This window comes from Bradyrhizobium sp. MOS001, assembly GCF_004634465.1.
Lineage (GTDB): Bacteria > Pseudomonadota > Alphaproteobacteria > Rhizobiales > Xanthobacteraceae > Bradyrhizobium > Bradyrhizobium barranii.
Genome location: NZ_SPVJ01000083.1, coordinates 1 through 11738 on the forward strand (window position 1 = coordinate 1; position 11738 = coordinate 11738).

At 65.3% G+C, this 11738-nt stretch carries 12 protein-coding genes; 9 read left to right on the forward strand and 3 right to left on the reverse strand.

All coding sequences use genetic code 11. The features are described from left to right. Nucleotides 1-240 precede the first annotated feature (240 nt). Complete coding sequence (gene mtaB / locus CT676_RS41590) at nucleotides 241-1494, reverse strand: tRNA (N(6)-L-threonylcarbamoyladenosine(37)-C(2))-methylthiotransferase MtaB (RefSeq protein ID WP_135217124.1); 1254 nt, start codon at nucleotides 1492-1494, stop codon at nucleotides 241-243. Next, nucleotides 1494-2369, reverse strand: coding sequence for a diaminopimelate epimerase (gene dapF, locus CT676_RS41595; protein ID WP_135217125.1), 876 nt, complete (start codon nucleotides 2367-2369; stop codon nucleotides 1494-1496). The genes mtaB and dapF overlap by 1 nt, the downstream gene beginning before the upstream one ends. 207 nt (nucleotides 2370-2576) lie before the next feature. On the opposite strand from dapF, the gene CT676_RS41600 reads away from it, so the two are divergent. Together CT676_RS41600 and CT676_RS41605 are read left to right on the forward strand one after the other, a co-directional pair. Further along, entirely contained in the window at nucleotides 2577-3308 is a 732-nt protein-coding gene (locus CT676_RS41600) for a GyrI-like domain-containing protein (protein WP_135217126.1), read from the forward strand. A 5-nt stretch (nucleotides 3309-3313) separates the two neighbouring features. Then, nucleotides 3314-4033, forward strand: coding sequence for an SIMPL domain-containing protein (locus CT676_RS41605; RefSeq protein ID WP_167768333.1), 720 nt, complete (start codon nucleotides 3314-3316; stop codon nucleotides 4031-4033). Between the two features lie 158 nt (nucleotides 4034-4191). Here the strand turns inward: CT676_RS41605 and CT676_RS41610 are convergent, their stop codons facing one another. After that, nucleotides 4192-5256, reverse strand: coding sequence for an MBL fold metallo-hydrolase (locus CT676_RS41610; RefSeq protein WP_071908661.1), 1065 nt, complete (start codon nucleotides 5254-5256; stop codon nucleotides 4192-4194). Between the two features lie 448 nt (nucleotides 5257-5704). Between CT676_RS41610 and ffh the strand changes: the two genes are divergently transcribed. The 7 genes from ffh to CT676_RS41650 all read left to right on the forward strand — a co-directional run bounded on the left by ffh (nucleotide 5705) and on the right by CT676_RS41650 (nucleotide 11643). Then, nucleotides 5705-7252 (forward strand): signal recognition particle protein, encoded by a 1548-nt coding sequence (gene ffh / locus CT676_RS41620; RefSeq protein WP_135217129.1) that lies wholly within the window; start codon nucleotides 5705-5707, stop codon nucleotides 7250-7252. Between the two features lie 85 nt (nucleotides 7253-7337). After that, the gene (rpsP, locus tag CT676_RS41625; protein WP_063980395.1) at nucleotides 7338-7670 is read left to right on the forward strand and encodes a 30S ribosomal protein S16; all 333 of its coding nucleotides are present in this window, start codon (nucleotides 7338-7340) and stop codon (nucleotides 7668-7670) included. A 9-nt stretch (nucleotides 7671-7679) separates the two neighbouring features. Beyond that, nucleotides 7680-8249, forward strand: coding sequence for a ribosome maturation factor RimM (rimM, locus tag CT676_RS41630; RefSeq protein WP_135217130.1), 570 nt, complete (start codon nucleotides 7680-7682; stop codon nucleotides 8247-8249). A gap of 118 nt (nucleotides 8250-8367) precedes the next feature. Continuing rightward, entirely contained in the window at nucleotides 8368-9123 is a 756-nt protein-coding gene (trmD, locus tag CT676_RS41635) for a tRNA (guanosine(37)-N1)-methyltransferase TrmD (RefSeq protein ID WP_135217131.1), read from the forward strand. Nucleotides 9124-9229: 106 nt separating this feature from the next. Next, nucleotides 9230-9610 (forward strand): 50S ribosomal protein L19, encoded by a 381-nt coding sequence (rplS, locus tag CT676_RS41640; protein ID WP_063980390.1) that lies wholly within the window; start codon nucleotides 9230-9232, stop codon nucleotides 9608-9610. 322 nt (nucleotides 9611-9932) lie between these two features. Then, the gene (gene leuC, locus CT676_RS41645; RefSeq protein WP_063985988.1) at nucleotides 9933-11339 is read left to right on the forward strand and encodes a 3-isopropylmalate dehydratase large subunit; all 1407 of its coding nucleotides are present in this window, start codon (nucleotides 9933-9935) and stop codon (nucleotides 11337-11339) included. 94 nt (nucleotides 11340-11433) lie between these two features. Next, nucleotides 11434-11643 carry a hypothetical protein gene (locus CT676_RS41650; protein ID WP_135217132.1) on the forward strand — a complete coding sequence of 70 codons (210 nt, stop codon included), beginning with the start codon at nucleotides 11434-11436 and terminating at the stop codon, nucleotides 11641-11643. Nucleotides 11644-11738 lie beyond the last annotated feature (95 nt).

Below are 11738 nucleotides of genomic sequence, written 5' to 3' on the forward strand. Positions count from 1 at the left end.
CGCTGAGGGCAACAACTACAGATCTTCGCAGGCATTGCCAGGACCAAGGCCTTCTCTCCTGACGTCTTCAGCCTCAAAAGCCGATAACGCAACAGGCCCCTTGTGGGAGAGGGTGCATCGCGAAGCGAGGCGGGTGAGGGGTCTCTCTCCGCAAACTCAACTCCGCGCTTGCGGACGCAACCCCCCATCCGGCGCTTCGCGCCACCTTCTCCCACAAGGGGAGAAGGAAGCAAGCACTGCTTACGTGGTCAGCCGCTCGCCATCACTGCCGGCAATCATCAGCGGCACCACACGGCCAATACGTTCACCCGCGATCGCCACCGGCAGATAATGCTCCGTGCGGCCCTGGCTGTCGCTCTCGATCAGCACGTCACGCGTGGCGCCGGCCTCGGCTTGCAACCGCCGTCGTAACGCCGCTTCGCCCGCCGTACGCAGCCGCTTCGCACGCTCCTTGATCGCACCACCTGCGACCTGCGGCATCCGCGCGGCCGGCGTGCCGGGGCGCGGCGAATACGGGAAGACGTGCAGGAACGTCAGACCGCACTCCTCCACGAGATCCAGCGAGCGCGAAAACATCTCCTCGGTCTCGGTCGGAAAGCCCGCGATGATGTCGGCGCCGAAGGCGATATCCGGACGCAGGTGGCGCACCTGGTCGCAGAACGCGATCGCGTCGTTGCGCGAATGCCGCCGTTTCATGCGCTTCAAAATCATGTCGTCGCCGGATTGCAGCGACAGGTGCAGATGCGGCATCAGGCGCGCATCGTCGCCGATGGCATCCAGCAGATCGGCATCTGCCTCGATCGAATCGATCGAGGAGATGCGCAGGCGCTTCAGCTCCGGCACATGCCGCAAGATCTGCTTGGTCAGCATGCCGAGTCTTGGTGCACCCGGCAGGTCGGCGCCATAGCTGGTGAGGTCCACACCGGTCAGCACGATCTCGGCATGGCCGCGCGCAACCAGCGCCCGCACCTGATCGACCACCGCGCCCATCGGCACCGAGCGTGAATTGCCGCGGCCATAGGGGATGATGCAGAACGTGCAACGATGGTCGCAGCCGTTCTGCACCTGCACGAACACGCGCGGCAGGCCGCTCGCAAAGCCGTCGATCAGATGCGGCGCCATCTGCTTCACCGCCATGATGTCGCTAACGGCGATCTTTTCGCTCGCACCGAGATCGAACGCGGCACGCGCATCGCGCCAGGCTTCGCTGCGCATCTTGTCGTCATTGCCGAGGACGCGATCGACCTCGGCCATGTCTGCGAACATCCGGCTCTGCGTCTGCGCCGCACAGCCGGTGACGACGATGCGCGCGCCCGGCCGTTCGCGCTTCAATTTACGGATCGACTGGCGCGCCTGCGCCACCGCTTCGTTGGTGACGGCGCAGCTGTTGATGACGATGGTGTCGGAGAGGCCCGCGCCCTCGGCCTCGCGGCGGATCAGCTCGGCCTCGAAGGCATTGAGGCGGCAGCCGAAGGTGACGACGTCGACGGCCATCAGCCGACCGGCGCGAACAGCGCCGGATCGAAGGAGCCCTCATATTCGAAGGTCGCGGGGCCCGTCATCAGCACGTGGTCGTCGTTTTCACGCCATTCGATCCCGAGCTTGCCGCCGGGCAGCGTGATCTCGACATTGCGCTCGGTGCGCTTCAGCCGCGCGGCAGCGACCGCGGTCGCGCACGCCGCCGAACCACAAGCTCTGGTCAGGCCCGCGCCACGCTCCCAGGTGCGGATCGTGATGTGCTGGGGATCGACGATATGGGCGAGCGTGATGTTGGCACGTTCGGGGAAGATAGGATGATTTTCCAGCAGCGGACCAAAACGCTCGAGATCGTAGGCGTTGACGTCCTCGACCCAGAAGATCGCATGCGGATTGCCCATGCTCACCACCGAGGGCGAATGCAGGATCGGATTGTCGATCGGCCCGATCTGCAATTCGATGTAGCGGGTGTCGCGAAACTCCTCCGCCAGGGGAATCTCCTGCCAGCCGAATTTCGGCGCGCCCATATCGACGGTGTAGAGATCGGGCGCCGGGCCCTGCCAGCAATTGAGCAGGCCCGCAGCGGTCTCGAACGTTGCCGTGGTCTGCCCGGTCTTCTCGAAGATGCGTCGCACCACGCAGCGCATGCCGTTGCCGCAGGCGCCGGCCTCGGAGCCGTCGTTGTTGTAGATGCTGATGAAGGCCTCGGTACCGTCGAACCGCGGCTTCCGGAGCACCATGAGCTGGTCGTAAGGCACGCCGCCCGGCGCGGACGCGACCGCGCGGGCGTCGTCCGGCGTCACCGGCGCGGCGGAATCACGCATGTCGACAACGACGATCTCGTTGCCGATGCCGTTCATCTTGGCAAATGCGTGGTTGGCCAGAGCGCTCATGAAATGTCCCGAATTTCGCCTGCCTTATATGGCGATCCTTGGCGGGTTGGCCAGTGATTTGCCGCCATGGCCATGACGCATCTGTCATGGGACGAATTCGGCACTCGCGTGTTAGAACGGCACGGTTCGCGCAATCCGGGACGCGCGGCCGGCTCAGGGCGTTGGGGACGTAAGGCCTTGGCGCATAAGCCCCTTGGGGAGAATAGAATGAATCGTTTTTGTCGCCTCGCACTGCTCGCGCTGATCCCGGCAGCGACCATGTCGTTTGGCGTGCCCGGCGCTCTGGCGCAGACCCCGAGCCCGGCGCCCGCCGCGTCGGCCAGCCCCTCGCCGGCTCCGTCGGCCTCGCCCTCCCCGGCCGCAAGTGCCGCACCTGCGCCCGCGGCGGCGCCATCGCCTGCGGCCAGTGCTTCGCCCTCACCCGCTCCGGCGGCCCCACCGCCCGCTGCGGCCGCGACGCCTGCCCCGGTGCAGACCGCCGATCCCTTTGGCCTGGAGACCACGCTCGAGCCGAAGAAGGTCGTGATGGTCAAGGGCACTGCCAATTGGGATTCGGCCTTCGACACGCTGATCGACGCTTTCAAGGCGCTGAACACGCTGCTGGACAAGCAGGGCATCAAGCCCGCCGGCAATTCGATGATCGTCTACACCTCGACCGACGACACCGGCTTCACCTTCCTGGCCGAGATCCCGGTCGAGCAGGACCCGAAGAACCTGCCCAAGGACATGAGCATCGGCAAATCGCCGGAAGGCAAGGCGTTGAAATTCGTCCATCGCGGCTCCTACGACAACATGGACAACACCTATGAGGCGATCACCAATCACCTCGACGACAAGAAGCTGGAAGCCAAGGACACCTTTATCGAGGAGTACCTCACCGATCCCCTGAAGACGGCGGAGGACAAGCTCGTGATCAACGTGTTCGTGCCATTGAAGTGAGAGAGATGAAGAAGCCTGCCGTCCTTTTTACGTCCCTTGCCGCCGCTTTCGCCGCCACGCTGCTGGCGACGCCCGCACGCGCGGACGATTTTCCCTCCGCGATCTCGGTGAGCGGCGAAGCCACGATTTCCGCGGCACCCGATCTCGCGCAGATCGATGCCGGCGTCGCCAACGACGCCAAGACGGCGAAGGAAGCCTCCGACGCCAACAACGCCGCGATGGGCAAGGTGCTGCTGGCGCTGAAGGGCTCCGGCATCGCCGAGAAGGACTATCAGACCTCGCGCCTGTCCTTGCAGCCGCAATACGGCCAGAACAAATCCACCGGCGCTTCGCCCGTGGTCGGGTTCCGCGCCTCTAACCGCGTCACCGTGAAGATCCGCGACGTGACCAAGGTCGCTGGCATCATCGACACGCTGGTCGGCGCCGGCGCCAACGACATCGGCAACATCTCGTTCGAGGTGACGCAGGCCTCAAAACTGCTCGACGATGCCCGCGAACAGGCGGTCGTGGACGCCCGCCGCAAGGCCGAGATCTACGCCAAGGCCACCGGCGTCACGCTCGGCGCGCCGCTCAGCGTATCCGAGGGCGGCGCTCCGGTGCCGCTGTTCAAGGCAAGAATGGCGACCGCGCCGATGGCGGCGCCCGCGGCAGTCGCCCCGGGCGAGGAAACGCTGTCGGTGACGGTGAATGTGAGCTGGGCGATTATTCGCCCTGAGGGCAAGTAAGTCTCGTGTCCCGGACGCGCTGCAGCGTGAAACGCTGCTGCGCAGAGCCGGGACCCAGAAAGCCAACGGCACGTGCTGCTGCATGGGCCCCGGCTCTGCAGCGTACCGTCGAAGAGACGCTGCGCTGCGTCCGGGGCAAGTTGTGTACGTGGATGGATTCAGATCTCCACCACCTGTCCCGGCTGCATCGCCACGAACCGTTCCTGCGGAAGCTTCGCGGCATCGAGTGCTTCGACCAGCGCCTTGGCCGGCGCGTCGATCGCTTCATCGGTCAGCTGGAACGTGCCGTGATGATGCCCGAGCGCGGCTTGCGCGCCGCAATCGGCCAGCGCCTTCACGGCGTCTTCCGGATTCATGTGCTGGTCGCGCATGAACCAGCGCGGTTCGTAGGCGCCGATCGGGAGGATCGCCAGACGCAGCGGCCCGTGCTTCTCTGCGACGCGGCGAAAGTGCCCGCCGTCGCCATAGCCGGAATCGCAGACCACGTAGATTTTCCCCGCCGGCGTCTCCAGCACGAAACTCGCCCACAGTGCCTTGTTGCGATCGAACATGCCGCGCGCCGACCAGTGCCGGGTCGGCACCAGCGTCACGGCGATGCCGCCGCCGAGCTCGACGCGATCGTGCCAGTCGAAGGCCTCCACCTTGATGGAGGAGTCGGCGCTGCGCATCGTTACGTCGTTGCCGAGTGGCGTCACCACGCGCGGCGCAAAGTTCTTGGCAAGCCGCGACAGCGTCGCGATGTCCAGATGATCGTAATGACCGTGCGAGACCAGCACGACGTCGATCTTCGGCAGCTTCTCGAACGCGATACCGGGGTCGTTGTGCCGCTTCGGTCCGGCAAAGCTGACGGGCGAGACCCGCGAGGACCAGACGGGATCGACGAGGATGTTGAGGCCGCCGGCCTGGACCAGCCAGCTGACGTGGCCGACGAAGGAGAGCCGCACCTTGTCGCCCTCGACGCGCTGCGGCGGCGTGTCGGCATGGGGGTTGGGCACCCAGTCGGGCCAGTCCGCGCGCTGCCCCCGGCCACCTAATTGCCACCGCAGCACCTCGCCGAGCGATCTCGGCGGCGCCCCGTCGGGATCGAAGAAGGTCAGGCCGTCAAAATGGTCGGAGACCGGGCCGTCATAGGTTTTCATGCGGGACATCCAGAGGGGCGGAACACCGACCAGCGCGGCGCCACCGGCGAGCAGTCCGAAAACGCGGCGGCGGGTGATCGGCACAAGCGGGCTTCAGGGATGGTAACGGAGGTAAATCATCACATTCTATATGGGCGGAGCCCGAGCAAAAGGAACCGGCCGCCAAAAGTTCCGTATTTTCAGAGCCTTGCCCTGGCAAAGGCACCCCGGCCCCCTAACTTTCCTTGACTTTTGGGCGGGAGCGGCGTTTAACCCCGCCACTTTCTCGGAAAGGCTTTCTTTTCGACCCGCCCACTGGCCCTGGAGGCCAGAGGCCAACGCCCGACAGCGCTGTGCGCCCTCGGGCGCAAAGGTGTTTGGAAGATCGCTTGCTCAGGAAGTGGTCATCGCCCGACTTGATCGGGCGATCCAGTATCCCAGAGGCAGCTCGGCTGAACCGAGGTGCCGCGGCGTACTGGATGCCCCGGTCGAGCCGGGGCATGACAGTGGTGAACGCGGCAACCCTGCGCGAGCAGGACAAGGGACAACGGCATTGTTCGACAATCTGTCGGAACGGCTTGGTGGCATTCTCGATCGTCTGACGGGGCGCGGTGCGCTGACCGAAAAGGACGTCGACGCCGCGATGCGCGAGGTGCGCCGCGCGCTGCTGGAGGCCGACGTCGCGTTAGAGGTGGTGCGCAGCTTCACCGAGCGCGTCCGCGAGCAGGCGATCGGCGCCACCGTCGTCAAGTCGGTCACGCCCGGCCAGATGGTGGTCAAGATCGTCCATGACGAGCTGATCAACACGCTCGGTGCCGAAAGCCAGACCATCGACATCAATTCCGTGCCGCCGGTTCCGATCATGATGGTCGGCCTGCAAGGCTCCGGTAAGACCACCACCACCGCAAAGCTCGCCCGCCGCATGGTCCAGCGCGACAAGCGCAAGGTGCTGATGGCTTCGCTCGACATCTATCGCCCGGCGGCGATGGAGCAGCTGGCCGTGCTCGGGCGCGATCTCGACATTCCGACGCTGCCGATCGTCGCCGGCCAGCAGCCGGCTCAGATCGCGAAGCGCGCGCTGGAGGCCGGCAAGCTCGGCGGCTACGATGTCGTGCTGCTCGATACCGCCGGCCGCACCACGCTCGACGAAGACATGATGGCGGAAGCAGCGGCGATCAAAGCCGCTGCCAACCCGCATGAAGTGCTGCTGGTTGCCGACAGCCTCACCGGCCAGGACGCAGTCAACCTTGCCCGCGCCTTCGATCAGCGCGTCGGCCTCACCGGCATCGTGCTGACACGAGTCGACGGCGACGGCCGCGGCGGCGCTGCGCTGTCGATGCGCGCCGTCACCGGCAAGCCGATCAAGCTGATCGGCACCGGTGAAAAGACCGACGCGCTGGAAGATTTCCACCCCGATCGTATCGCCGGCCGCATCCTCGGCATGGGCGACGTGGTGTCGCTGGTCGAACGTGCCGCCGCCAACATCGACGCCGAAAAGGCCGCGCGCACCGCCGAGCGCATGCGCAAGGGGCAGTTCGACCTCAACGACATGCGCGAGCAGCTGTTGCAGATGGCGAATATGGGCGGCATCAGCGGGCTGATGGGCATGATGCCCGGCATCGCCAAGATGAAGAACCAGATCGCGGCCGCCGGCATCGACGACAAGATCCTGAAGCGCCAGGTCGCGGTGATCGATTCCATGACGCGCGACGAGCGCCGTCATCCCGACCTGCTCAAGGCCAGCCGCAAGAAGCGCATCGCCGCAGGAAGCGGCCAGAGCGTCGAGCAGGTCAACAAGCTGCTCAAGATGCACCGGAACATGGCCGACGTGATGAAGGCCATGGGCTCGGGCAAGCGCGGCCCGCTCGCCGGCATCGCACAGGCGATGGGCTTTGGCGGTGGCATGAAGCCGCCCTCACCGGAAGAGATGAAGGCGTTGCAGGAGAAGATGCAGAGCGGCGGCGGGCAGGGTCTGCCCAGCCTGCCGAAGGATTTGCCCGCTGGTCTGCGCACCGGCCTGCCCAACGTTCCCGGACTGACCGGGCTGAGCGGCAAGCCGACGCTGCCGGGCCTCGGCGGATTTCCGGGCAAGAAGAAATGAGGAATTCGTCGCGAGGGATCCTAAGCATCTCGCGCGACGCGGAATACCAATCAACCGAACAAACTGTACTTTGAAGGAGAACCAGATGTCCGTCGTTATCCGCCTCGCTCGTGCAGGCACCAAGAAGCGCCCCGTCTATCACGTCGTCGTCGCCGATTCGCGCTTTCCCCGCGATGGCCGCTTCATCGAGCGTCTCGGTTATTTCAACCCGCTGCTGCCGAAGGACAACGAGGCCCGCCTCAAGCTCGACATGGACAAGGTGAAGGCCTGGGTCGCCAAGGGCGCGCAGCCGTCGGACCGCGTGGCGCGTTTCCTCGACGCCGCCGGCGTCAAGAAGCGCGAAGCGCGCAACAACCCTGAGAAGGCCGTGCCGCGCAAGGAGCGCAAGGCGCAGGCCGAAGCCGCCGCGAAGGGTTAAGGTCAGACCATGTCGGCGCTGGTCTGCGTCGCGCGGATCGGCGCCGCGCATGGTGTGCGCGGTGCGGTCAAGCTGTGGACCTTCACCGAAGATCCCTTTGCCATCAAACGCTACGGTCCGCTTCTCGCGAAAGACGGCAAGCGCCAGTTCGAGGTTGCGCAGGCACGCGAGGCCAAGGATCATCTGGTCGCGACGTTCAAGGGCGTCACGACCCGCGATGAGGCCGAGCGCCTCAACGGCATTGAGCTCTACGTCGCGCGCGAAAAGCTGCCCGCGACCGATGCGGACGAATATTACCACACCGACCTGATCGGGCTCGCCGCCGTCACCACCGACGGCGACGCGCTCGGCCGCGTGCTCGCGATCCACAATTTCGGCGCCGGCGACATCATCGAGATCGCTCCCCCCAAAGGATCTGCAAAGGGCACGACGATGCTGCTGCCGTTTACAAACGCGGTGGTGCCGGAAGTCGATCTCACAGGCGGACGCGTCGTGATCGCGCTGCCGCAGGAGATCGAGGGTGAGGACAAGGACGAAGCCCTATCCACGGGCCGTCCCCGCGAAGGCGGGGACCCATAATCGCAGGCCGTGGTTTTTTGGCTAAGCTGGTAGCCTCGATCATCGCAAAACGAAGTGCGATGGTTATGGGTCCCGGGCTCGCGCTCCGCGCGCCCCGGGACGACGAGATCGGGAAGCAATGACGACCTCCTCACCCTGGCGCGCGACGGTGCTGACGCTGTTTCCGGAGATGTTTCCGGGGCCGCTCGGCGTGAGCCTGGCCGGCCGGGCGCTGGCTGGCGGGCTCTGGGAGCTCGAGGCGCGGGACATCCGGGCCTCGGCCACCGACCGGCATCGGAGCGTCGATGACACCCCGGCCGGCGGCGGACCCGGCATGGTGCTGCGGGCCGATGTTCTGGCGGCAGCGATCGATGCCGTCGAGATCAGCCCGGACCGGCCGAAACTGCTGATGAGCCCGAGGGGTCGGCCATTGACCCAGGCCCGGGTGATGGAACTGGCCGAGGGTCCGGGTCCCCTGATCGTTTGCGGACGGTTCGAGGGCGTGGACCAGCGGGTGATCGACGGACGGGGCCTGGAGGAGGTCTCGATCGGCGACTACGTGCTGTCCGGGGGCGAAATCGCCGCTCTAGCCCTGATCGACGCCTGCGTCCGGCTGTTGCCCGGCGTGATGGGCAAGGAGGCCTCGGGAACCGAGGAAAGCTTCTCGGAGGGCCTCCTCGAGTACCCCCAATACACCCGCCCGCAGCTGTTCGAGGGGGCTCCGATCCCGGAGACCCTGACCTCCGGCGACCACGCCAAGGTTGCAGCCTGGCGGCGGGCACAATCCGAGGCCCTGACCGCGGCCCGGCGGCCTGATTTGTGGGCCAAAATCCCAGCCAAAGCCCCGAATCGAGCCAGACGCCAAAAAACGCCAAAAAACAAGACAGACGGGTGACAAACGCTCCGGCTTGCCTTATAGGAGCGGCCACATCCGCAATAGCTGGATCAACGAATTTCGCGCAGCCCCCGTCCTGCGGCTGGGCGCGCCGATGGAGATACCCATGAACCTGATCCAACAGCTCGAAAAAGAGCAATTCGACAAGCTCTCCGCCAGCAAGGAGATTCCGGAATTCGGTCCCGGTGACACCGTGATCGTCAACGTGAAGGTCGTCGAAGGCGACCGTACCCGCGTGCAGGCCTATGAAGGCGTCTGCATCGGCCGTTCCGGCGGCGGCCTCAACGAGAGCTTCACCGTCCGCAAGATCTCCTATGGCGAGGGTGTCGAGCGCGTGTTCCCGCTGCTCTCCCCGATGATCGACTCGATCAAGGTGGTGCGCCGCGGCAAGGTGCGTCGTGCCAAGCTCTATTACCTCCGCAACCTTCGCGGCAAGTCGGCCCGCATCGTCGAGAAGACTGAGCACGCCAAGGCCGTCAACGAGTAAGCTCCGTTTACAGACGAGTTCTAGAGAGCGCGGGGCAAAACCCCGCGCTTTTTTGTTGCGTCAGCCGTGCGCGTCAAAGCACTCGCGCTTCCAAATCGGCCTGCTATATATTCTTGGAATGTTTCCAGATCAGACCAGCCTCGCCCCCGTCACGCGCATCGTCATCGACGATCGCTCGCGGCTGCCTGGCCGGTTCTTCGGACGCTTCGCGACCTCGGCAACGTCAGAGCTTACGCGCGCAGCCTAAAAGCTGCGCTGACGATTTTGTTGCCCGCGCGTGACCGCGCATATCCGCACCACAACATTCCTGGAGCTGAAGCTCATGTCCAAGCCGACCACATTGTACGACAAGATCTGGAACGACCATCTGGTGCACGAAGCCGACGACGGCACCTGCCTGCTCTATATCGACCGCCATCTGGTGCACGAAGTGACCTCGCCGCAGGCGTTCGAGGGTCTGCGCGCCACCGGCCGCAAGGTGCACTCGCCGGAAAAGACGCTCGCCGTCGTCGACCACAACGTGCCGACCACCGATCGCACCAAGCCGAATCCCGATCCGGAGAGTATCGAGCAGATCAAGGCGCTGGCCGAGAACGCCAAGCAATTCGGCATCGAATATTACGACGAGTTCGACAAGCGCCAGGGCGTCGTCCACGTCATCGGGCCCGAGCAGGGCTTTACCCTGCCCGGCACCACCATCGTCTGCGGTGACAGCCACACCTCGACGCATGGCGCGTTCGGCGCGCTCGCACACGGCATCGGCACCTCCGAGGTCGAGCACGTGCTGGCGACGCAGACGCTGATCCAGAAGAAGGCGAAGAACATGCGCGTGACCGTCGACGGCAAATTGCCTGAAGGCGTGACGGGCAAGGACATCATCCTCGCCATCATCGGCGAGATCGGCACTGCCGGCGGCACCGGCTACGTGCTGGAATACGCCGGCGATGCGATCCGCGCATTGTCGATGGAAGGCCGCATGACGGTCTGCAACATGTCGATCGAGGGCGGCGCGCGCGCCGGCCTGGTTGCGCCCGACCAGAAGGCGTTCGATTTCCTGCGCGGCCGCCCGAAGGCGCCGAAGGGCGCGGACTGGGACGCGGCGATGCGCTACTGGGAGAAGCTGCGCTCCGACGACGGCGCGCATTTCGACCACGAGCTGCGCCTCGACGCTGCCAAGCTGCCGCCGATCGTGACCTGGGGCACCTCGCCCGAGGACGTCATCTCGGTGACCGGCATCGTGCCCGATCCGGATCAGATCGCGGACGAGGCCAAGCGTCTCTCCAAGCACCGCGCGCTGAAATACATGGGCCTGACGGCGGGCACGAAGATCACCGACATCAAGCTCGACCGCATCTTCATCGGCTCCTGCACCAACGGCCGCATCGAGGATCTGCGCGCGGCGGCGAAGATTGCCGAAGGCAAGACCGTTTCAGCGCATGTCAACGCCATGGTCGTGCCGGGCTCGGGCCTCGTGAAGGAGCAGGCCGAGGCTGAGGGTCTGGACAAGATCTTCATCAAGGCCGGCTTCGAATGGCGCGAGCCCGGTTGCTCGATGTGCCTCGCGATGAACCCGGACAAGCTGGCCCCGGAAGAGCGCTGCGCCTCAACCTCGAACCGCAACTTCGAGGGCCGCCAGGGTTTCAAGGGCCGCACGCATCTGGTGTCGCCGGCGATGGCGGCAGCCGCCGCGATCGCGGGTCACTTCGTCGACGTCAGGGAGTGGCGGTAAGCCGCTCCCTGCAATTTGAGCTAAAGCGGCAAACGGCCGTTAATCGGCATCGCCGACACTGTGTCCTCGCGACGGTTTCGCGAGGACACAGCGCATGGCCAACAAGCCTGAATATGTCGATCTGATCGGCGAGGCGACGCGCCAGCACCGGCGACGCGCAACGCCCTTGCCCATCGTCGCCAGGCCCGAGGTCGAGGAGACCTCGAAGCTCAGCCGCTGGCCGCCGGCGATGATCAAGCAGTGGAAGCTCGAGAACCTGACGCGGTGGAAGCCGGCGTCGTGGAAGCTGAAGGATTGGCTCTAAAGCGTGATGGCATTAAGTTCGATAGCCTGAATTTTTCAGGTAATTGGCGCATTCCTCGGGGGTGAAGGCATCGAGTGCGTGGCCGATTGCGGCGC

Coding starts and splice junctions, on each gene's coding strand:
- mtaB (WP_135217124.1), bottom strand. CDS start 1,494: ATGGCCGTCGACGTCGTCACCTTCGGCTGCCGCCTCAATGCCTTCGAG.
- dapF (WP_135217125.1), bottom strand. CDS start 2,369: ATGAGCGCTCTGGCCAACCACGCATTTGCCAAGATGAACGGCATCGGC.
- CT676_RS41600 (WP_135217126.1), top strand. CDS start 2,577: ATGAATCGTTTTTGTCGCCTCGCACTGCTCGCGCTGATCCCGGCAGCG.
- CT676_RS41605 (WP_167768333.1), top strand. CDS start 3,314: ATGAAGAAGCCTGCCGTCCTTTTTACGTCCCTTGCCGCCGCTTTCGCC.
- rpsP (WP_063980395.1), top strand. CDS start 7,338: ATGTCCGTCGTTATCCGCCTCGCTCGTGCAGGCACCAAGAAGCGCCCC.
- rimM (WP_135217130.1), top strand. CDS start 7,680: ATGTCGGCGCTGGTCTGCGTCGCGCGGATCGGCGCCGCGCATGGTGTG.
- trmD (WP_135217131.1), top strand. CDS start 8,368: ATGACGACCTCCTCACCCTGGCGCGCGACGGTGCTGACGCTGTTTCCG.
- rplS (WP_063980390.1), top strand. CDS start 9,230: ATGAACCTGATCCAACAGCTCGAAAAAGAGCAATTCGACAAGCTCTCC.
- leuC (WP_063985988.1), top strand. CDS start 9,933: ATGTCCAAGCCGACCACATTGTACGACAAGATCTGGAACGACCATCTG.
- CT676_RS41650 (WP_135217132.1), top strand. CDS start 11,434: ATGGCCAACAAGCCTGAATATGTCGATCTGATCGGCGAGGCGACGCGC.